The sequence below is a fragment of the Cupriavidus sp. H18C2 genome (assembly GCF_049393795.1).
In the GTDB taxonomy this organism is placed as follows: Bacteria; Pseudomonadota; Gammaproteobacteria; order Burkholderiales; family Burkholderiaceae; genus Cupriavidus; species Cupriavidus pauculus_C.
Map to the genome: position 1 here is coordinate 1,215,933 of NZ_CP186011.1, position 20,896 is coordinate 1,236,828.

The following is a 20,896-nucleotide window of genomic DNA, read 5'->3' on the forward strand; positions in this document are numbered from 1 at the left end:
GTTCGCGTATGGCCTGGCGCCTGGCGCCTGGCGCCTAGAGCGGCACCGGATTGGCCGTCATGCCGTCGGCACTGGCCGGGACAAAGCGCCCGAGCACATGCCCGGCCATGCCCTTGGCCAGTTCTTCCTCGCCGTAGAACACGGTGCCCAGCCCTTCCTTGCGTAGCAGCGCGGATTCATCCTCGCTGTGGGTGCGCAGCACGATCTCGACATCGGGATTGAGCGTGCGCGCGGTTTCCACCATCTGGCGCACATGCAGCGGCTCGGGCACCGCCACCACCAGCATCGCGGCATGGGCGATATGGGCCTGGATCAGCACGGCCGGCTCGGCGGCGTTGCCGGACACGGCGGCAAACCCGGCCTTGCGCAGGCCCTCCACCAGTTCGCGGTTCTCGTCGGCAACCACGAACGGAATGCCGCGCGCCTGCATGGCACTGGCGATCCGGCGCCCGACGCGCCCGTAGCCGACCAGCACCACCTGCCCCTGCAGGAAGCGCCGCTCGGTTTCCACCGGCAGTTCGGCATAGGGGTCGCCGCGCTGTTCCAGCCGGCGCGCGGTGGCCGAGCGGGCCAGGATCCAGTTGCGCACCGGCTCCACGGCGGCAAACAGCAGCGGGTTCAGCGCGATCGAGATCAGCGCGCCGGCCAGGATCAGGCTCATGCCTTCCTCGGGCAGCAGGTTCAGCGTCACGCCCAGGCCCGCCAGGATGAACGAGAACTCGCCGATCTGGGCCAGGCTGGCCGACACCGTCAGCGCCGTGTTCAGCGGGTAGCGGAACGCCAGCACCAGCACGAACGCCGCCAGCGCCTTGCCCAGGATGATGACGGCCACCACGGCCAGCACGTGCAGCGGCTGCTCCATCAGGATGGCCGGCTTGAACAGCATGCCGACCGACACGAAGAACAGCACCGAGAATGCGTCGCGCAGCGGCAGCGATTCCTCGGCTGCGCGGTGGCTGAACTCCGATTCGCGCATCACCATGCCGGCAAAGAAGGCGCCCAGCGCAAACGACACGCTGAACACCTGCGCCGCGCCAAAGGCGATGCCGATGGCCGCGGCCACCACGGCCAGCGTGAACAGCTCGCGCGAGCCGGTCTTGGCCACCTGCCAGAGCAGCCACGGCAGCACCCGCCGCCCCGCCACCAGCATCAGCGCGATAAAGGCCACCACCTGCAGCAGCGTCTGGAAGATCGTGATGCCGATCGACTGCGAAGACTGCGCCGCGTCGGCCGCGCCGCCACCGAGCAGCCCGGCCAGCGGCGGCAGCAGCACCAGCACCAGCACCGTGGCCAGGTCTTCCACGACCAGCCAGCCCACGGCGATGCGGCCGTTCATCGTTTCGAGCACGCCCCGGCTTTCCAGCGCCTTGAGCAGCACGACCGTGCTGGCGCACGACAGCGACAGCCCGAAGATCAGCCCGGTGCCCCAGTGCCAGCCCCAGATCCAGCCCAGGGCCATGCCGAGCAGCGTGGCGATGCCCATCTGGACCACGGCGCCCGGAATGGCAATGCGCTTGACGGCCAGCAGGTCGCGCAGCGAGAAATGCAGCCCGACGCCGAACATCAGCAGCATCACGCCGATCTCGGATAACTGCGCCGCCAGGTGGACGTCGGCCACGAAGCCCGGCGTGCCGGGCCCGATGATGATGCCGGACACGAGGTAGCCAACCAGCGCCGGGATCTTCATGCGCTCCGCCAGGAAGCCGAGGACGAGCGCGATGCCGAAGCCGGCGGCGAGCGTGGTGATGAGGGTCAGGTTGTGATCCATGCGGGCGGGCGCGGGGGCGCGGGACGGCTGAAGGGGTGCAAGGATTGTAACCGTCGCACCGGCCCTCTCCGCCAGCCCGCCGCCCGCTTATCGGCCGCTTATCGGCCGCTGATCGGCGCTGTTCGCCCGCTATTTGCCCGCCACCGCCGCCTCGATCTTTGCGATATCGATCTTGCGCATCGTCATCATGGCGTCGAAGGCCCGCTTGGCCGCCGCGCGGTCGGGGCTCGTGTAAGCCTGGGTCAGCGCGCGCGGCGTGATCTGCCAGGACAGGCCCCAACGGTCCTTGCACCAGCCGCACTCGCTCTCCTGGCCGCCGTTCTGGACGATGGCGTTCCACAGCCGGTCGGTCTCGGCCTGGTCGTCGGTGGCGATCTGGAACGAGAACGCCTCGCTGTGCTTGAAGGCCGGCCCGCCGTTCAGGCCGATGCAGGGAATGCCGGCCACGGTGAACTCGACGGTCAGGACGTCGCCTTCCTTGCCGTCCGGGTAGTTGCCGGGCGCGCGGTGCACCGCGCCCACCTTGCTGTCGGGGAACGTGCTGGCATAGAAGTTCGCGGCGTCCAGCGCGTCGCGGTCGAACCACAGGCAGATCGTGTTCTTGCTGATCATTCGGGTCTCCTTGGAATGGGGGCGGAAGCCGGCCGGCGGCCGCAACCGTTCCTCATGGTAGTCAACGCGCTGGGGCGGGCGGATGACACGCCGCCCCCTCAATTCAATTATTTTGAATAACTATGACAGCGATAGCCTGTTTGCGCCGGGCCGGCGGTCGCTATAGTTCAGCACATGGACGGCGCGACAACGCAGCGAAGCGAAACGAAGCGCGACGAAGCGAAGCCAGCACCGCCCAATAACCACTCAAATTCATTGAATCACCTTTTATACCGGAGCCCATCATGTCGAACGCCAACAACGCCAAGCTGCAAGTCCTGACCCCGCGCAACAGCCAACTGATCATCATCGACCACCAGCCCCAGATGGCCTTCGGCGTCCAGTCGATGGACCGCCAGACGATGAAGAACAACGTCGTCGGCCTGGCCAAGGCAGCCAAGATCTTCGACGTGCCCACCACCATCACCACCGTCGAGAGCGATTCGTTCTCGGGCTACACCTACCCCGAACTGCTCGACGTCTTCCCGGGCAAGGAAACGCTGGAACGCACGTCGATGAACTCGTGGGACGACCAGAAGGTGCGCGACGCGCTGGCCGCCAACGGCCGCAAGAAGATCGTGGTGGCCGGGCTCTGGACCGAAGTCTGCAACACCACATTCGCGCTGTCGGCCATGCTGGAAGGCGACTACGAGATCTACATGGTGGCCGACGCCTCGGGCGGCACCACCAAGGAAGCGCACGACTACGCCATGCAGCGCATGATCCAGGCCGGCGTGGTGCCGGTCACCTGGCAGCAGGTGCTGCTGGAATGGCAGCGCGACTGGAAGAACAAGGAAACGTACGACGCGGTGACCGGCCTGGCCAAGGAACACTCGGGCGCCTACGGCATGGGCATCGACTACGCCTACACGATGGTCCACAAGGCCGCCCAGCGCACGCAGACCCAGCACCCGTCGATCGCGCCGGTGCATGCGCCGGTGACGGAATACTGATCCAGCCCGATCCAGCCTGATCCACGTCAACGGCCGGGGGGATGCGCCCCCGGCCAAGCGCCCTCAATCATCATGAAAACGAGCCAGAAAGCCACCCGGATCTGGGAAATGGCCACCTTTGCGTTCCTGACCGGCTTTGCCGCGCACGGCCAGACGTCGTCGTCGCTGGGCGTGTTTGCCGGCACCCTGTCGGTCTGCGCGCTGGTCGCCCGGGCATCGCGGCGCCCCCGCAGCCTGCCGGCCAATGGCGGGGTCGCGCTGGCCTGACCGGTGGGACAGCGGGTTGTGCGGGGTGTGCGGATTTAGGTACTATACCCCCCTACCCTATTTACCCCTCCGGCCATGAGTCATATCATCCAGGACAAGCAGAAGCTGCTGAACCGCGTCCGGCGCATCCGCGGACAGATCGACGCCATCGAGCGGGCACTAGAGGAAGAGAAAGGCTGCCTCGACGTGCTGCAGCAGATCACCAGTTGCCGCGGCGCCATGAACGGCCTGCTGGCGGTGGTACTGGAAGAACACATCCGGTGTCACCTCGTCGATGCCGAACCGGCGCGCGAGGGCCAAAGCGACGCCCGCGACGTGCTGGTGGAAGTGGTCCGCAGCTATTTCAAATAGGGGCGGCACCATGCGCACACACGATCTTTCCCCCTGGACCCATTCCCACGTCTTCGACGGCGGCAACCGCGCGGCCGAGCGCCGCACGCGGCTGGTGATGCTCATCACGGCCGCGACGATGTTCGTCGAGATTGCCGCCGGCCTCTGGTTCAACTCGATGGCGCTGCTGGCCGATGGCTGGCACATGAGCTCCCACGCGCTGGCCATCGGCCTGAGCGCGTTTGCCTACGCCGCCGCGCGCCGCTACGCCAACGACGCGCGGTTCTCGTTCGGCACCTGGAAGATCGAGGTGCTGGCCGGCTTTGCCAGCGCCGTCTTCCTGCTCTGCATCGCCGGGCTGATGGTGTTCGGATCGGTCGAGCGGATGATCAGCCCGCAGGCCATCCACTACAAGGAGGCGATTGCCGTCACGGTGGTCGGGCTGGTCGTCAACCTGGCCAGCGCGCTGATCCTGGGCGGCGCCCACGACCATGGGCATCATCACGGCCACGGCCACCACGGCCATTCTCATGACCACCACCACGACCACGACCACCAGGACCTGAACCTGCGGTCCGCGTACGTCCATGTGCTGGCCGATGCGGCCACGTCGGTGCTGGCCATCGTGGCGCTGGCGGGCGGCTGGCTGCTGGGCTGGGGCTGGCTGGACCCCGTGATGGGCATCGTCGGCGCCGTACTGGTCGGCACGTGGGCGCTGGGCCTGCTGCGGCAGACCGGCGTGGTGCTGCTGGACCGCGAGATGGACCACCACGTGGTGGCCGAAATCCGCGAGGTGCTGGCGCCGTTCGAGGCCGCGCCCGGCAACACGCGGGTCGCCGACCTGCACGTCTGGCGCGTGGGCAAGGAAAAGTTCTCGTGCGCGCTCAGCCTGGTCACCGACGACGCCATGCTGTCGGCGGCGACGATCCGGCAGGCGCTTTCCATCCACGAGGAAATTGTCCACCTTACCGTCGAGATCCAGCGCTACAGCGATCTGCCGGCAGCCGGCCACCACCCGGCGCCTCACGCGGGCTGAGGTCCTGCTCCTTCTGCCGGTGCGGGCTCGGCGGCCTTGGCCGACGGATCGGCGTCGCGCCGGTGGGCCAGCCGGTACAGCACCGGCAGCACCAGCAGCGTCAGCGCCGTGGAGGACAGGATGCCGCCGATCACCACGGTCGCCAGCGGCCGTTGCACCTCGGCGCCGGTGCCGGTGGCGATGGCCATCGGCACGAAGCCCAGCGACGCCACCAGCGCCGTCATCAGCACCGGCCGCAGCCGCGTCAGCGCGCCCAGCCGCACGGCGTGGTCAAGCGGATGGCCTGCTTCGCGCAGCGCGCGGATGAACGACAGCATCACCAGCCCGTTCAGCACCGCCACGCCGCATAGCGCGATAAACCCCACCGCCGCCGTGATCGACAGCGGGATGCCGCGCAGCCACAGCGCCAGGATGCCGCCGGTCAGCGCAAACGGGATGCCGGTGAACACCAGCAGCCCGTCGCGCACGTTGCCGAACATCGCGAACAGCAGCGCGAACACCAGCAGCAGCGCCACCGGCACCACCACCTGCAGCCGCGCCCGGGCCGACTCCAGTTGCTCGAACGTGCCGCCCCAGGTCGTCCAGTACCCCGGCGGAATCCGCACCTGCCGCTGGATGGCCGCCTCGGCCTCCGGCACGAACGATCCGATGTCGCGCCCGCGCACATTGGCGCTGACCACGATGCGGCGCTTGCCGTTCTCGCGCGAAATCTGGTTTGGGCCCGGCGCCACGTCCAGCGTCGCCACCTCGCTGAGCGGGATGAACGTGGTGCGGCCCTCCACGGCGCGGGGCAGCGGAATCGGCAGCCGGCGCAGCGCCTCCACGTCGGCGCGCACGGTCTCGGGCAGCCGCACGACGATGTCGAAGCGGCGGTCGCCCTGGAAGAACGTGCCCGCCTCGCGCCCGCCGATGCCGGTGGCCACGGCCTCCTGGACGTCGCTCATGTTCAGCCCGTAGCGCGCGGCCTTGTCGCGGTCGATGTTGACGGTCATCATCGGCAGGCCCGTGGTCTGCTCCACCTTGACCTCCTGCGCGCCCTGGATGCCCTGCAGCACGGCCGCCACGCGCCGCGCCGTGTCGTCGAGCACCGCGTTGTCGTCGCCGAAGATCTTGACCGCGACGTCCGCGCGCACGCCGGAAATCAGCTCGTTGAAGCGGAGCTGGATGGGCTGCGAGAACTCGTAGTTGTTGCCCGGGATCGTGGCTACCTCGGCCTGGATGGCTGCCAGCAGTGCCGCGTGGGTCTTGCGCGGCGCGGGCCAGTCGCGCTCGGGCTTGAGCATGATGTAGCCGTCGGACACGTTGGGCGGCATCGGGTCCGACGCAATCTCGGCCGTCCCGGTCCGCGCGAACACGCGCTCGATCTCGGGGAATTTGGCCTTCAGCGTGGTCTCGATCTGCTGCTGCATCGCCACGGACTGCGACAGGCTCGTGCCCGGAATCCGCAGCGCCTGGATGGCCATGTCGCCCTCGTTCAGGTTCGGGATGAACTCGCTGCCCAGCCGCGTGGCCATTGCCACGCAGAGCACCACGGCCACGCCCGCGAACGTCAGCACCACCGGCGTGTTGGCCAGCGACCGGTCCAGCATCGGCGCATAGCGGCGGCTGGCCCACTGCATGAGCCGGTTTTCCTTCTCCGCCACGCGCCCGCCGATGCCCAGCGCCACCGCCGCCGGCACGAACGTCACCGACAGGATCATGGCGCCCAGCAGCGCCAGCACCACCGTGAACGCCATCGGGTGGAACATGCGGCCTTCCACGCCGGTCAGCGCAAAGATCGGCAGGTACACGATCATGATGATGAGCTGGCCGAAGATCAACGGCCGGCGGGCCTCGCGCGCCGCCGCAAACACCTCGTCGAAGCGTTCGGCGCGCGTCAGCGGCCGGCCGTGGCTGGCCTGCGCATGGGCCAGCCGCCGCACGCAGTTCTCCACGATCACGACCGCGCCGTCCACGATGATGCCGAAGTCCAGCGCGCCCAGGCTCATCAGGTTGGCGCTGACGCGGTAGCTGACCATGCCCGTGAACGTGAACAGCATGGCCAGCGGAATCACCATCGCCGTGATGACCGCCGCGCGAAGGTTGCCCAGGAACAGGAACAGGATGGCGATGACCAGCACGGCCCCTTCCAGCAGGTTCTTCTTGACCGTGGCGATGGCCTTGTCCACCAGCCGCGTGCGGTCGTACACGGTGACGATCTTCACGCCATCGGGCAGCGTGCGGTTGATGGCCGCCACCCGGGTGTCCACGGCGCGCGCCACCGCGCGGCTGTTCTCGCCGATCAGCATGAACACCGTACCCAGCACCACCTCCTTGCCGTTCTCGGTGGCCGCGCCGGTGCGCAGTTCCCGCCCCACCGACACGTCGCCGATGTCGCGCACGCGGATCGGCTGGCCCTGGGCCGTGCCGACGATGATGTTGCGCAGGTCGGCCTCGGACCGCACCTGCCCCGGCGCACGCACCAGATACTGCTCGCCGCGCCGCTCGATGTAGCCGGCGCCCACGTTGTCGTTGTTGCGGTTCAGCGCGTGGACCACATCGGTCAGCGTCAGCCCGTAGGCGGCCAGCCGCTCCAGGCTGGGCGCCACCAGGTACTGCTTGTCGAAGCCGCCAATCGTGTTGACTTCGGTCACGCCGGGCACGTTGCGCAACTGCGGCCGGACGATCCAGTCCTGGATCTCGCGCAGGTCCGTGGGCGTGTACGCGGTGCCGTCGGGCTTGCGCGCGCCGTCGCCGGCCTCGACGGTCCACAGGTAGATCTCGCCCAGGCCGGTGGAGATCGGCCCCATCGCCGGCACCACGCCGGCCGGCAGCTTGTCCTTGGCTTCCTGGATGCGCTGGTTGACCAGCTGGCGCGCAAAGTAGATGTCGGTGCCGTCGTCGAAGATGACCGTCACCTGCGACAGGCCGTAGCGCGACAGCGAGCGCGTCTGCGCCAGCCCCGGCAGCCCGGCCATCACCACTTCCAGCGGATAGGTAACGCGCTGCTCGGTCTCCAGCGGCGAATAGCCGGGCGCGGCCGTGTTGATCTGCACCTGGACGTTGGTGATGTCCGGCACCGCGTCGATCGGCAGCCGGCTGTAGTTGTAGGCGCCCAGCGCGGCCATGGCCAGCACCGCGCACAGCACCAGCCACCGCTGGGCGATGGCGAATCGGATCAGACGTTCGAACATGGCGGTCTCTCCGGGTCAGTGGCTGTGCTCGGCGCCGGCCTTGCCCAGCTCGGCCTTGAGCACGAAGCTGTTGGCCGCCGCGTAGCGCGTGCCCGGCGCCAGGCCGTCGACAATTTCCACCACGCGGCCGTCAGCGCGGCCGGTCTTGACGGGCCGGACCACGAAGCCGTCGGCCACCGCCACGAACACGGCGGGCCGGCCGTCGATCTGCTGCACGGCGTCGGCCTGCACCGCCACCGGCACCTGCACCTCGGCCCCGTAGACGTCGACGGTCACGAACAGCCCGGGCCGCCACGCCATCTGCGGATTGGTCAGCGTCACACGCGCCTTGGCCGTGCGCGTCTGCTCGCCCAGCAGCGAGCCGACGTACGACACCGTGCCCTCGGCGCGCACGTCGGACGACGTCGACGTGATCGTGGCCTTCTCGCCGACGCGCACCTTTTCCAGGTCCTTGGCCGATACCACGAACTCGGCCCAGACCGACGACAGGTCCGACAGCGTGAACACGTTGGCGTTGTCGGCCACCGCCTCGCCCAGCGCGATGTGCTTCTCGACAATCAGCCCGTCGAACGGCGCGCGCAGCTCGTAGCGGTTCAAGGCCGTGGCGGCATCGCTGGCACCAATGGCGGTGAGCTTCTGGCGCGCGTTGCGGACGCTGATCTGGGCCTCCTGCAGCGCGTTGCGCGCGGCCAGGTAGTCCTGCTCGGCGGAGATCTTCTGCTCGAACAGCCGCTTCTCGCGGTCGAACGTGACGCGGGCCAGGTCCAGCCGCTGCTGCGCGGCCAGCAGCTCGCTGCGCTGGTCGGACAGCGTGGAGCTGGCCAGCACCGCCAGCACCTGTCCCTTGCGCACCTGCTGGCCGATGTTGGCCGGCACGCTCTCCACCACGCCGGTCAGCCGCGGCACCACGTGCGCGGTGCGGTCCTCGTTGAAGCGGATCTCGCCCGGAAACGCCACGCCGGTACGCAGGCGCGCCGGCGCCGCGGCCTGCACGGTCACGGCCGCGGCGGCGAGCTGGGCGGGCGTCAGCACCACCTTGTCCGGCGTGGCGTTGGCGATGGCGGTTGCCGGGGCGCCCGGGGCGGACGCCGGGGCCGGATGCGCCGCCTGTTCGTTCGCGTGCGGCTCGCTGGCCGCGTGGGCCTCGGCATCGGCGTGTCCGGCATGGTCGTGGGGGGCCGAACGGCCCGTCATCAGCACCGCGCCCGTCGCGATGCCGCCCACCAGTACGATCGCCGCGATGGCGGCCTGTTGTTTTGGGGTCATGGCCATGATGTGCGGCTCCTAGCGTCCGAGGATGCGGTCGATCGTCGTCGCCGCCTGATAGGTCTGCCCCAGCACGCCGAGGTAGCGGATACGTGCCTGGAACAGCGTGCGCTGTGCGTCCAGCACGTCGAGATAGTTGAACTTGCCGGCCTCGAAGCCGATGGTCGCGGCGTTGTACGCCTGTTCGGCGCCGGGCAGCACCGTGGCCTTCAGCGTCTGGGCCGACGCGCGCGAGACCGATAGCTGGTTCGACGCCTGCAGCAGGCTGCGGGTCAGGTTGATCCGGTTCGCCAGATGTTCGTCCTGCGCCTTGTCGGCCTGCCGGATCGCCGCGTAGAGGTTGCCCTGGTTGCGGTCGAACAGCGGCAGCGGAATGGCAACGCCAAGCACGGCCATGTTGCGGTTGGCCTCGTTGTCGCGCTTGGCGCCCAGGCTGACGGTCACGTCGGGATACTGGCGGCTGCGCTCGACGCCGATCACGGCCTGCCGGCGGTCCAGTTCGGCCCGGCTGGCGGCCACCAGCGGCGAGCCTTCCAGTTCCTGCTGCAGGATGGCCGGCGCGGGCCGGGACGGCAGCGCATCGAGGTTGCCCTGCGCCTCGGCAAAGCGCGGGGCCGTGTTGCCCCAGAGCGCCGTCAGCGCCTGCCGTGCCGATTCCAGGCCCGCGGTGGCCTCGGCCAGTTCCAGCTCGGCGTTGGCCTGCTCCACGCGCGCCTTGGTTTCGTCGACCGGCGAGATCTTGCCAGCCGCCACGCGCCGGGCAGCGGCCTGGGCGCCGCGCGCGGCGATATCGGCCGATCCGGCGGCCAGCTTGACGCGCTCCTGCGCGATCAGTACGGCAAAGAAGCTTTCGATCACCTGCGCGCGGATGTCGCCACGCACGCTGGCCAGCGTCGCCTGCGCGAGTTCGCGCGTGCGCTCGGCGGCGTCGATCCGTGCGGAGCGCTTGCCGCCCAGTTCGATCGGCAGGTTGACCTGCCCCGTCGTGCTGCGCGTGGCGCGCCGCGTGTCTTCCATGACGGCGGCAATCTCGGGGTTGGGAATGGTCCGCGCCTGCATGATGCCGCCCTCGGCGGCGTCCACGTCGCGCGCGGCGGCGGATACGCTGAAGTTGCTGGCCGCCGCCAGCGCCAGCGCGGCGTCGAGCGTCAGTGGGCCGGCCGTCTCAAGCGGCAGCGCCGGCCACGCCGGCGCGACGGCCGGGGGCGGCGTGGCGGGGCCTGGCTGCGCCAGGGCAACGGTTGGGCTGAGGCATGCTGCCGCCAGCCCGAGCGGCATGAATAGTCTTCGCATCGAATTGCACCAGGGTTCTTGACCGGGAGAATTCGGCGAGACGCGAAGGAGAGAAAGTCGTCGTCCCGCCGGTCAGGCGAGACGCAGCCACTGGGGCCGGTCGGGGGCGCGGGCGTTCATCGACGTGAAGGCCGCCGGGTGGGTCGCGTGCAGCGGCTGGGCGCGCCGAATGCCGTCCAGCCTGGCCGGCTGGGCATCGACGAACGGCAGGGAGATGGCGTGGCAGACGCCGCAGTCGGTATCGGCAACCGCCTTTTTGTCCACATCGGGCGCGGCATCCTGATGCCGATGCTCGTGGTGGCCCAGGTGACGCGCGGCGGCTGCGGCAGTCTCGTGCTGGCAATAGCGTGCCGCCGCCGCCCAGGAAAACTGGAACGGCAGAATCAGCAGCAGAAATATCAGCAGGTAGCGTCGCATGCCAGCGGCGGGAAGATCGCTTTGAGACGGGGGCGGGTCCACAGAACCGGGCGAGTTTACCGGAATCCCGGCCCGCCCAACATGACAAACACCTTACTTTTGCGGCCGTGGCCGTGCCTTGGCGCAGGTCACCCGGCTGGCATTCTTTCAATGCGTGGCGTTTATCGCCACCGGCTTGACAAGCGGCCGGCACGCGCCGTGGCGCACGGTCCGCACCAGCGGGCCCATCGCGCGCCATGCGGCGCTGGAATGCGATTTGCTATCCCGTAAGAAGGGGCGGACCCGCGCGCCGGGCCCCCGCCCTGCCAGACCAAGACCAACCCCACAGCACGAGACATCATGGACAAATCCAAAGTACCCGTGGAGCAGCGCGCCGCGCTCTCCCTGCTGGTGGACGACCACCGCGCCGTCAAGAAGCTGTTCAAGGCGTTCCAGGATGCCAAGGACGATGCCACGAAGCAGTCGATCGCCGCCGAGACCTGCCAGATGCTGAAGGTGCACGCGCAGATCGAGGAAGAGATCTTCTACCCGGCGCTGCGTGGCGCCAGCGACAAGATCGACGACATGCTGGACGAGGCCCAGGTGGAGCACGCCGTGGCCAAGGACCTGGTGGCCAAGGTGGAGGCGGGCGACAAGGAAATGCTGGAGGCCCACTACACGGTGCTGTCCGAATACGTGGGACACCACGTCGAGGAAGAGGAAGGCGAGCTGTTCCCGGCCGTGATCCGCGCCAAGGTGGACCTGCGCGAGGTGGCCGAGCAACTGGAAGCCCGCAAGACCGAACTGATGGGCCAGCCGGCCTGATCACCTGATCCCCCGCGACCGCCCGCCGGCTCCGGCCGGTACGCCAGCGCCTATCGGCGCTGGCTTCGCTTCGGCCCGCCGTATCCGCTCAGATCAGCCCGGCCAGCGCGCAGAGCCCGGCCACGTTGACCAGCAGGCCGGACAGCAGCCGCAGCGGATGGCGGCGCCAGCAGCGCCGGGCCGCCATCGTCACGCAGCCGTCGTTCACGTCTTGCTCGCGGCCATGTCCTGGCCGGTGCCATCGACATCGCCCTCGGCCTTGCCCAGGTCGACGCCGGTCTCGGGATCGCTGTCGACGTCAGACTGGCCGCGCGTGGCAAACGCTTCGAGCGCCGAGAGCTGGTCGGCTGGCATCGACACGCTGGCCGAGCCGTCGCCCCCGTCCACCGCCGGCGGCGGGTCTTCGACGAATTCGAACGTACTGTCGGCATTCCACGGGCCGCGCAGCGTCTCGGCACCCTGCGACATCTTGAAATAGACGCTGGCGAACTTGGGGTCGGCCGGCGCCTTTCCGGGCGGGAAGCTCGGGGTGATCGAGTACAGCGCCTTCTCGAACGACTTCTGGTGCGACACCTCGCGCGTCATCAGGAAGCCCAGCGCCTCCTGCACGCCGGGGTCATCGGTGACGTTCATCAGCCGTTCGTAGATGATCTTGGCGCGCGCCTCGGCCGCGATATTCGAGCGCAAGTCCGCCGTGGGCTCGCCGATCGAATCGATGTACGCGGCCGTCCACGGCACGCCCGCCGAGTTGATCAGCGCGGGCCCGCCGCCGTAGAGCAGCTGCGTGACGTGGCTGTCGTTGCCGGCGCCCTGCAGGGACCGGTACAGCTCCGCCTCCTGCTGCACGCCTTCGGCCAGGTCGCCCTTGGCGCCACGGTTCAGCATGGCGATGATCGAGCCGATGACCTCCAGGTGGCTCAGTTCCTCGGTGGCGATATCGAGCAGCATGTCCTTGCGCCCCGGGTCTTCCTCGGCCAGCGCCTGCGTGAAGTAGCGGCACGCGGCCGCGAGTTCGCCCTGTGGGCCGCCGAACTGTTCGAGCAGCAGGTTGGCCAGGCCCGGGTCGGGTTGCGAGACGCGGACGGTGTATTGCAGACGCTTGTTGTGCACGAACATGGGAGACCCCTCCAGAGTGCGATGGTGAAAGCCCTGTCTTCAGGACGCGCTTACCTCCGCAACGACCATGCCACTGCGGCGCGTGGGGTCCGCCGTGCCCATGCCCCCGCCGTTCGCACCGATGCGGCCGGCGCCGGTGTAATCGAGAAGTGGAGGTTTTTCCGACCGATGCCGCCGCACGCGCGCGGCAGGCGCCACGTTCGGTTCCGGCGCCGGTTCGGGCCGTGCAGGGCGCGGCTGATATAATCCCGCGACGTTTTATTGGGCTTGACGAAATGGGCTTCGAACAACTGGCAGCACTCAAGGCAAAACTCGCCGAACAGGCAAAGAAGGAGGCACGGGAAAAGCAGCCCCGCGCCCCCCGGCGTCCCGCGCCCGCTGCCAAGGCCAAGCCCCCGGCAGAGGGCAAGGCCGCTACGGCCAAGCCGAAGGCCGAGGCACCGGTCGATCCGGTGGTGCGCACCTTCGGCAAGCTGCAGAAGCGCTTTCCGCTGGCATTCCCGAAAAATCCCGCGCCCAAGGTGCCGCTCAAGGTCGGCATCTTCGAGGACCTGATGACGCATGCCGAGCAACTGGGCCTGACCGAGGCCGAGCTGCGCGATGCGATCCGCACGTGGTGCCGGGGCGGCCGCTACTGGGCCTGCCTGACCGAAGGCGCGCCGCGCGTGGACCTGGCGGGCGAGCCCGCCGGCGAAGTGACCGCCGCCGATGCGCGGCGTGGCCGCCAGTTGCTGGCCGGCCGTTCGCGCCAGGGCCAGGCACGCGCCAAGAAACCCGCCCAGCCGGCCCAGCCGGCCGAACAGGCAGCGGCGGGCGACACGGCCCCACCCGCTGCATCGGCACCGCAGGAACCTGCGGCGCCCACGCCGGCACCGACCGGCGAATGACCAACAGCCCGGCGCACTCGCGCCGGGTTTTTTGTTGCAGCCTTGCTCCCTCCCGCCACGTTCTGACGATCAGCGGCCGCCCGCGCCGCCCATGCTGCCGCCACCGCCGTTGACAGCCGGGCACGCCCCGGGGGCGGACAGGCGTGCCCGCGCCGGGGTCAGCCGCGGATGAACGCCAGCAGGTCGGCGTTGATGGTGTCCGCGTGCGTGGTCGGCATGCCGTGCGGGAAGCCCTTGTACGTCTTCAGCGTGCCCTGGCGCAGCAGCTTGGCCGACAGCGGCCCGGAATCGGCGTACGGCACGATCTGGTCGTCATCGCCATGCATGACCAGCGTCGGCACGCCAATCTTCTTCAGGTCTTCCGTGAAATCGGTCTGCGAGAACGCGACGATGCCGTCGTAGTGCGCCTTGGCGCCGCCCTGCATGCCCTGGCGCCACCAGTTGGCGATCACGCCTTCCTGCGCCTTCGCGCCGGGCCGGTTGTAGCCGTAGAACGGGCCTTCCGGGATGTCGCGGTAGAACTGCGCGCGGTTGTTGGCCACCTGCGCCTGGAAGCCGTCGAACACCTCCTTCGGCAGCCCGCCCGGGTTGGCTTCGGTCTTGACCATCAGCGGCGGCACGGCGGCAATCAGCACCGCCTTGGCCACCCGGCTCTCGCCGTGGCGGGCCAGGTAGCGCACCACCTCGCCGCCGCCGGTGGAATGGCCGACGTGGATGGCGTTCTTCAGGTCCAGATGTGCGGTCACCGCCGCCAGGTCGTCGGCATAGTGATCCATGTCGTGGCCGTCGGCGGTCTGCGTGGAACGGCCGTGGCCGCGCCGGTCGTGGGCGATCACGCGGAAGCCCTGGTTCAGGAAGAACATCATCTGCGCGTCCCAGTCGTCCGCGCTCAGCGGCCAGCCGTGCGAGAAGACGATGGGCTGGCCGCTGCCCCAGTCCTTGTAGAAGATGTCGACGCCATCCTTGGTCCTGACGGTTTGCATGCTTTCCTCCCTGTGAATGCCCGGCGCGCGGCCGGGGCTTGCGTTGGCGGCCCCCTGGAAGACGGCATCGTCCCATCGCGGGGTGGGAGGGGTGAAGTGAAAGTTTTCTGCGTCGAGATTAGTCTTGTCGCAATGCCGCACCGGGCGGCTCCCAGGGCTGCCGCGCGCGGTCCGCGGCGGCGCGGGTCCAGCGCAGCGCGCGCAGGCTGTGCTGCATCGTATGCAACACCCGCAGGGCCAGCGCGGTGTCGCCGGCGTCGCGCCGGCAGGCCCGGATCAGGGCGATCTGGCGCCGGATCCGCGTGCGGGTCTCGGCGATCTGGATGGCCTGGGGATCGTCAGCCCAGGCCCGGGGTTCTGTGGGGATAGTCAAGTCCTCTCCTGCCGGGCGGACCGCATGACAGGGAGGGCACCAGATGCCTCACGTAGAGGCCATGGAAGAGCGTCTGCCGCAGCGCAATTTCTACCGCCCGAAGCTTCCGCAACGCGTCATGCGTGTCCACGAGGTACCGCAGTACCTCCATCGCCATTTCGGGGCGATGCGTATCGCTGCGCGCGGCTCTGATGAGGCGGATCTGCGCTCTGATCCGGTCCCGAGTCTGGTCAATCGCGCGGTCCAAAGCGGCGATCCGGTCGTCGATGCAGTCAATGACGTAGGAATACATGGCAGGCATCTTTATTCCGCCCCCCATAGACGCAAGCTTCGGGCCACCGGCGCACGGCGGCGCCGGCGGTCTTGCCAGGGCGGTTGGCCCTGTTGTAGCGGACGCGGCCGGAGATGGCAGGGTGCGAAAGGCTGCCTTATCGGACAGGCACGCCGGCCATCAATTGGCGCTGATGTTCTTTTCCTTGACGATAGCGCTCCAGCGGTCGTAGTCCTTGTTCAGGCGCGCCTGCATCTGCTTGCCGTCCTGGAACGAGGCGATGGCGCCCGCGGTCACCAGCTTCTGCTGCAGTTCCTTGTCGCTGCCGATGATGCTGCGCGTCTCGCTGGCGATGCGGTCAACGATGGCCTGCGGCGTGTCCAGCGGCGCGATCAGGCCGCCCCACGAGTCGAAGTCGAAGCCCGGGAAGCCCTGCTCGGACACCGTCTTCACGTTCGGCAGCAGCACGCGCGCGTTGGGCGAGCTCAGCGCGATGGCCTTGAGCTTGCCGGCGCGGATGTGCGGCAGCGCGGCCACCACGTCGGCGAACATGATGCCCACCTGGCCGCCCAGCAGGTCGGCCACGGCCGGCGCGCTGCCCCGGTACGGCACGTGCAGCATGTCGAAGTGGCCCAGGTCCTTGAGCTGCTCCATCGCCAGGTGGCCAAAGCTGCCCGTGCCCGAGCTGGTGTAGCTCAGCGGCGTCTTGCTGGCCTTGGCAAAGCGGATCAGGTCGGGCAGCGTTTCCACGCCCGGCACCACCTGCGGGTTGATGACGATGGCCATCGGTAGCACGTAGACCGTGGCCACCGACAGGAAATCCTTCTTCACGTCGTAGGCGTTGGTCTTGTACATCAGCGGCGCCAGCAGCGCCGGCATGCCGAACATCGACAGGTTGTAGCCGTCGGGCGGGCTCTTGATGAAGCTGGCCGTGCCGATGGAACCCGACGCGCCTGGCTTGTTCTCGATGATCACCTGCTGGCCCAGGCGCTCGGACAGCTTCTGGGCCACGATGCGCGCGGCCGTGTCGGTGGGGCCGCCGGCCGGAAAGGCCACCACCATCTTGATGAACTTGTCGGGCCAGCCAGTCTTGGCCATCGCGGCGGGCAGCAGGGCGGCCAGCGATGCGGCGGCGCCCGCCTTGAGCACGCGGCGGCGGTTCAGCAGATGGGTCATGGTTTGTCTCCTCGGGAATGAAATGCAGGTCTTGTCTGGATGTGGTCAGATCACGCCGCGCGCGCGCAGGCCCGCGATGGCGGCGTCGTCGAGCGCCAGCCGTTCGCGGAACACCTCGTGCGTGTGCTGGCCCATGTGCGGCGGCGGCAGGCGCACGGGCATGCGCTGGCCGTCCATCGCGTACGGCGGCGCCAGCACGGCCTGCGGGCCGGCCTCGCTGTCGTCGAAGCGATGGAGCAGGCCCGCCTGCGCGGTGCGTTCGGACTGCAGCGCGTCGAGCATGCCCAGCACCTCTCCGCACGGAATCTGCGCCGCGGTCAGCCGCTGCAGCAGATCGGCCCGGCTGAACGTGCGCAGCGCGGCGCGAATCTCGGCCAGCAGCGTGTCGCGATGCGCGGAGCGCGCCGTGTTGGTGGCAAAGCGTTCGTCCTCGGCCCATTCCGGGCGGCCGATCACGTCGCGGCAGAAGCGCTGGAACTGGCCATTGTTGCCCACGGTGATGACCAGCGGGCCGTCGGCCGCATCGAACACGCCGTAGGGCACGATCGACGGATGGGCATTGCCGAACTTGGGCGGGTCGCCCTGCTTGAGCAGCGCTTCCATGCCGTAGTAGGACGTGATCATGAGCCCGCAGTCGTACAGGGCCATCTGCACGTGCCGGCCCCGGCCGGTAGACTGGCGCGCGTACAGCGCGGCCAGGATGGCCTGCGCCGCGTACATGCCCGTGAACATGTCGACGGCGGCCACGCCGAACTTGAGCGGCCCCTGGCCGGCCTCGCCGTTGGTCGCCATCACGCCGGCCTCGCCCTGCACCACGAGGTCGTAGCCGGGGCGCTCCGCCTCGGGCGTGAAGCGGGCGTAGCCGGAGATCGAGCAGTAGACCAGGCGGGGGTTCAGCGCGGCGAGCTGGTCGTAGCCCAGCCCGAGCTTTTCGGCGCCGCCAACCTTGAAGTTCTGGATCACCACGTCGCTCTGGGCCGCCAGTTGGCGGGCCAGCGCCGCGCCCTCCTCGCTTTGCAGGTCCAGCGTGACGGACCGCTTGTTGCGGTTGGCGCTGTTGAAATACGACGTATTGCGCGTGCCGATGCGCACGCCCCAGTCGCGGGTATCGTCGCCGCGCGACGGATGCTCCACCTTGACGACATCGGCGCCCAGGTCGGCCAGCGCCATCGCGCACATCGGGCCGGCCAGCACGCGCGAAAGGTCCAGCACGCGCAAGCCGGCCAGCGGCAGCGGCGCTGCTTTCTGTTCTTGTTGCATGGTTCAACGTCTCCTATGGACGCCGATTGTCCATATGTTCCATATGCTTGACAATTGCAACCGAAACTGACGACATATGAAAACCTGGAGTTGACAATGGACTTGGGCGCGCTGTCGCTGCTGGTGGACATCATCGACGCCGGCAACCTGAGCCGGGCGGCCGTGCAACTGGGCATGAGCCGGGCCAACGTGAGCAAGCGGCTGAACCAGTTCGAGCGGCAACTGGGCGCCGAACTGCTGCGCCGCAGTACGCGGCAACTGGAGCCGACGGAGCTGGGCTGGCAGCTCTACGAGCATGGCCGGGCAATCCGGCACGAGTTGCTGGCGGCCCAGGAATCGGTCCAGAGCCTGGGCAAGCGGCTCAGCGGCACGGTGCGGCTTAGCGTGCCGAGCGGGTTCGGCCAGCACACGATGTCGGCGTGGTTTGTCGAATTCATGCGGCTGTATCCGGCCATCACGCTGAACGTGATTTTCGACAACGACATCGACGACCTGGTCAAGGGCGCCGTCGACTTCGCCGTGCGCGTCATGGGCGAGGCGCCGTCCAACGCGGTCTCGCACAGCCTGGGCGACGTGGAATACGTGGCCTGCGCCACGCCGCAGCTGGTGCGCGAAACCGGCATGCCGCACACGCTCGACCAGTTCAAGGACCTGCCGCTCATCACGTCCGAACTGACCGGCCAGAAGCTGCTGGTGGCCGGGCGCGCCGGCACGGCGGGCGGCCAGGCCCAGATCCGGCCCCGGCTGATGTCGGCCAACTTCTTCTTCCTGCGCGACACGATCCTGCAAGGGCTGGGCGTTGGCCTGGTGCCCCGCTACATGGTCGACCGCGACCTCGCGGCCGGCACGCTGCTGCAACTGCCGCTGCCGCCCCAAGACCTGGCCTTCCTGCGCACGACGATGTACCTGCTCTTCATGCCCGCGCGCTACCAGACCCGGGCGGTGACCACGCTGATTGCGTTCCTGCGGGCCTGCGCGGCCCGCTCGACGAACCTGGGGGCGGGCTGAGGGACGGGCGCCCCGCAGCCTTTCCGCCTGCCAAGCGGTTGTTTAAGCTATCATCTGGCCCACGCGCCCCAAACCTTGCCTGAACCGTTCCCTTCCATGCCGAAGTCCACCTCCACGCCGCGCGCGAACGGGTCCGTCCCCGCCGCGGCGACCAAGTCACCGGTCCGGCCGGGCCGCGCCGGGATGCAGCCGCTGCCGGCCGAACGTCCCGACCACGACCTGGACCACTCCGTCGGCTACCTGCTCAATCGCGCCGCCAGCATCATCGCCGCGCGATTCAGCGACGACCTGAAGCCGCACAACATCAACCTGCAGGCGTGGCGGGTGCTGGCCGCGCTGCGCCACGAGGACCACCAGACGCTGTCCGACCTGGCCAGCCACACCGGCGCGGAAATCTCGTACCTGTCCCGCGCGGTGGCGGCGCTGGAGGAGCGCGGCTTCCTGCGACGCGACGTGTCGGCGACGGACAAGCGCAACATCCACCTGTCCCTGACGCCCGCCGGCGGCGCCATCGTCGCCGAACTGGCGCCGCGCGCCTGGGACATCGAGCGCGCGTCGATGTCCGGCGTGTCGCCCGAGGAACTGGCCGCCACGCTCAAGACGCTGCGGGCCATCTTCACCAACCTCGTCGACGGCTGCCAGAGCGCCACGGGCGTCAACCGCAAGCTGACCGTGGCGCGCCGGGTGCGGCGCAAGGCGGCGCAGGACGATCCGGACACCTGACCGCCTGACCGCCCGCCGGCCGCGTTCAGAAGATGTGCTTGACGCCGAGCATCGCCCCGAGCTGCGTGCCGCCGGGCGACGCACTGGCGCCCGGATTGCTGCTCACCGACTGGGCCAGTTGCCCGCCGTTGTCGATGAACCCGGCCGTGGCGTAGACGGCCGTGCGCTTCGAGAAGTTGTACGTGCCGCGCACCGCGTAGAGCCATGCCTTGTTGGCGCTGTTGTGATAGCGCTGGTGATAGACCTGCCCGGCCACCGTGAACGCCGGCGTCAGGTCGTACGAGCCGCCGAGCCAGAACAGGTCGCTGCGCGGCGCGGGATTGCCGTCGTTGTCATGCCGCAGCCAGCCCGCCCCGGCCTTCACGCGATCGAACAGCGTATAGGCGCTTAGCGACAGCCGGTCGTCCTTGCGGCCGCTGCTGGTAAGGCCGCCAAAGGCGCCCGGGCCGCCGCGCCACGAATCGTAGGCCGCCGCCACGCCGAAGTGCGGCGTCTCGTACATCAGCAGCGCCGACCACTCGCGGCAGGCCCGCTTGTCGGCGGGGTTCTCGCCCGCGCAGTTGTTGCTGGACGGACTGGGCGCGGCCACCGCCGCATCGCGGCCAAAGCTGTAGGTGGCGCCCACCGTCAGCCCGCCGAACTTGCCCTTGTACGAGATGGCGTTGTCCGCGCGCGAGTTCGGGATCGTCGGATCGAGCGCGCCGGACCCGAACGTGTTCGGCCCCAGGATGTCCGCGTCGAGCGTGGCCCAGAACATCATCGTGTACTGGCGCCCGAACGCGACCTGGCCCCAGTCTCCCGACAGCCCCACCCACGCTTGCCGGCCGAACAGGCGGTTGCCGAAATTGGCCGCGCCGGTATCAGGCGCGAAGCCCGATTCCAGCACGAACTGCGATTTCAGGCCGCCGCCCAGGTCTTCCACGCCGCGCAGCCCCCAACGCGACGGCACCGAGGCGGACAGGTTAGGCATGCGCACCACGGTGCCCTGCGTCGGGCCGGCGTGGTTGACCATCTCCACGCCCGTATCGACCACGCCGTACAGCGTCACGGACTGCGCGCCCGCCAGCGCGGGCAGCGCCGCCGCGCAGCCCAGCGCCAGGTGTTTCAGTTTGATTGTCATGGGTCTCCTCCGTCTTTTTTA

20 protein-coding genes are annotated in these 20,896 nt (G+C 68.9%); 8 read left to right on the forward strand and 12 right to left on the reverse strand.

Annotation, left to right across the window (positions count from 1 at the left end; all coding sequences use genetic code 11):
* Positions 1 to 34: 34 nt before the first annotated feature.
* Positions 35 to 1,768 carry a YbaL family putative K(+) efflux transporter gene (gene ybaL / locus EPAKOI_RS22010; protein WP_423193673.1) on the reverse strand — a complete coding sequence of 578 codons (1,734 nt, stop codon included), beginning with the start codon at positions 1,766 to 1,768 and terminating at the stop codon, positions 35 to 37.
* Positions 1,769 to 1,897: 129 nt separating this feature from the next.
* On the reverse strand, positions 1,898 to 2,380 hold the full coding sequence (locus tag EPAKOI_RS22015; protein ID WP_423193674.1) for a VOC family protein: 483 nt from the start codon (positions 2,378 to 2,380) through the stop codon (positions 1,898 to 1,900).
* 284 nt (positions 2,381 to 2,664) lie between these two features.
* Between EPAKOI_RS22015 and EPAKOI_RS22020 the strand changes: the two genes are divergently transcribed.
* From EPAKOI_RS22020 to dmeF, 4 genes are all read left to right on the forward strand, one after another.
* Complete coding sequence (locus tag EPAKOI_RS22020) at positions 2,665 to 3,372, forward strand: hydrolase (protein ID WP_124686185.1); 708 nt, start codon at positions 2,665 to 2,667, stop codon at positions 3,370 to 3,372.
* Positions 3,373 to 3,444: 72 nt separating this feature from the next.
* Entirely contained in the window at positions 3,445 to 3,639 is a 195-nt protein-coding gene (locus EPAKOI_RS22025) for a hypothetical protein (RefSeq protein ID WP_313838401.1), read from the forward strand.
* A 75-nt stretch (positions 3,640 to 3,714) separates the two neighbouring features.
* Positions 3,715 to 3,990, forward strand: coding sequence for a metal/formaldehyde-sensitive transcriptional repressor (locus tag EPAKOI_RS22030; protein ID WP_423193675.1), 276 nt, complete (start codon positions 3,715 to 3,717; stop codon positions 3,988 to 3,990).
* 10 nt (positions 3,991 to 4,000) lie between these two features.
* Complete coding sequence (dmeF, locus tag EPAKOI_RS22035) at positions 4,001 to 5,005, forward strand: CDF family Co(II)/Ni(II) efflux transporter DmeF (RefSeq protein WP_423193676.1); 1,005 nt, start codon at positions 4,001 to 4,003, stop codon at positions 5,003 to 5,005.
* Here dmeF and EPAKOI_RS22040 read toward each other — a convergent pair.
* From EPAKOI_RS22040 to czcI, 4 genes are all read right to left on the reverse strand, one after another.
* Entirely contained in the window at positions 4,993 to 8,178 is a 3,186-nt protein-coding gene (locus tag EPAKOI_RS22040) for a CusA/CzcA family heavy metal efflux RND transporter (RefSeq protein WP_423193677.1), read from the reverse strand. The two genes, dmeF and EPAKOI_RS22040, sit on opposite strands and share 13 nt — an antisense overlap.
* 15 nt (positions 8,179 to 8,193) lie before the next feature.
* Positions 8,194 to 9,450, reverse strand: coding sequence for an efflux RND transporter periplasmic adaptor subunit (locus EPAKOI_RS22045; RefSeq protein ID WP_423193678.1), 1,257 nt, complete (start codon positions 9,448 to 9,450; stop codon positions 8,194 to 8,196).
* Between the two features lie 12 nt (positions 9,451 to 9,462).
* Positions 9,463 to 10,737, reverse strand: a complete 1,275-nt coding sequence (locus tag EPAKOI_RS22050; RefSeq protein ID WP_124686179.1) for a TolC family protein — start codon at positions 10,735 to 10,737, stop codon at positions 9,463 to 9,465.
* A 72-nt stretch (positions 10,738 to 10,809) separates the two neighbouring features.
* Positions 10,810 to 11,154, reverse strand: a complete 345-nt coding sequence (gene czcI, locus EPAKOI_RS22055; RefSeq protein ID WP_124686178.1) for a cation efflux protein, CzcI family — start codon at positions 11,152 to 11,154, stop codon at positions 10,810 to 10,812.
* Between the two features lie 339 nt (positions 11,155 to 11,493).
* On the opposite strand from czcI, the gene EPAKOI_RS22060 reads away from it, so the two are divergent.
* The gene (locus EPAKOI_RS22060) at positions 11,494 to 11,958 is read left to right on the forward strand and encodes a hemerythrin domain-containing protein (protein WP_124686177.1); all 465 of its coding nucleotides are present in this window, start codon (positions 11,494 to 11,496) and stop codon (positions 11,956 to 11,958) included.
* Between the two features lie 204 nt (positions 11,959 to 12,162).
* Here the strand turns inward: EPAKOI_RS22060 and EPAKOI_RS22065 are convergent, their stop codons facing one another.
* Positions 12,163 to 13,074, reverse strand: coding sequence for a manganese catalase family protein (locus EPAKOI_RS22065; RefSeq protein ID WP_313838415.1), 912 nt, complete (start codon positions 13,072 to 13,074; stop codon positions 12,163 to 12,165).
* A gap of 275 nt (positions 13,075 to 13,349) precedes the next feature.
* Here EPAKOI_RS22065 and EPAKOI_RS22070 point away from each other — a divergent pair, with 275 nt between their 5' ends.
* A complete protein-coding gene (locus EPAKOI_RS22070; protein ID WP_124686175.1) occupies positions 13,350 to 13,961 on the forward strand; it encodes a ProQ/FinO family protein in 612 nt (203 codons plus the stop codon).
* 158 nt (positions 13,962 to 14,119) lie between these two features.
* Here the strand turns inward: EPAKOI_RS22070 and EPAKOI_RS22075 are convergent, their stop codons facing one another.
* The 4 genes from EPAKOI_RS22075 to EPAKOI_RS22090 all read right to left on the reverse strand — a co-directional run bounded on the left by EPAKOI_RS22075 (position 14,120) and on the right by EPAKOI_RS22090 (position 18,024).
* Entirely contained in the window at positions 14,120 to 14,944 is an 825-nt protein-coding gene (locus EPAKOI_RS22075; RefSeq protein ID WP_124686174.1) for an alpha/beta fold hydrolase, read from the reverse strand.
* A 118-nt stretch (positions 14,945 to 15,062) separates the two neighbouring features.
* Positions 15,063 to 15,317, reverse strand: a complete 255-nt coding sequence (locus EPAKOI_RS22080) for a hypothetical protein (RefSeq protein ID WP_124686173.1) — start codon at positions 15,315 to 15,317, stop codon at positions 15,063 to 15,065.
* Between the two features lie 451 nt (positions 15,318 to 15,768).
* Positions 15,769 to 16,764: a tripartite tricarboxylate transporter substrate binding protein gene (locus EPAKOI_RS22085; protein ID WP_313838419.1), complete on the reverse strand. Its 996-nt coding sequence runs from the start codon at positions 16,762 to 16,764 to the stop codon at positions 15,769 to 15,771.
* Between the two features lie 45 nt (positions 16,765 to 16,809).
* Positions 16,810 to 18,024 (reverse strand): CaiB/BaiF CoA transferase family protein, encoded by a 1,215-nt coding sequence (locus EPAKOI_RS22090; RefSeq protein WP_423193679.1) that lies wholly within the window; start codon positions 18,022 to 18,024, stop codon positions 16,810 to 16,812.
* Positions 18,025 to 18,120: 96 nt separating this feature from the next.
* Between EPAKOI_RS22090 and EPAKOI_RS22095 the strand changes: the two genes are divergently transcribed.
* Positions 18,121 to 19,032 carry a LysR family transcriptional regulator gene (locus tag EPAKOI_RS22095; protein ID WP_423193680.1) on the forward strand — a complete coding sequence of 304 codons (912 nt, stop codon included), beginning with the start codon at positions 18,121 to 18,123 and terminating at the stop codon, positions 19,030 to 19,032.
* A 96-nt stretch (positions 19,033 to 19,128) separates the two neighbouring features.
* Positions 19,129 to 19,755: a MarR family winged helix-turn-helix transcriptional regulator gene (locus EPAKOI_RS22100; RefSeq protein WP_423193681.1), complete on the forward strand. Its 627-nt coding sequence runs from the start codon at positions 19,129 to 19,131 to the stop codon at positions 19,753 to 19,755.
* A 25-nt stretch (positions 19,756 to 19,780) separates the two neighbouring features.
* On the opposite strand, the gene EPAKOI_RS22105 is transcribed toward EPAKOI_RS22100, so the two are convergent.
* Entirely contained in the window at positions 19,781 to 20,869 is a 1,089-nt protein-coding gene (locus tag EPAKOI_RS22105; RefSeq protein WP_313838524.1) for a porin, read from the reverse strand.
* Positions 20,870 to 20,896 lie beyond the last annotated feature (27 nt).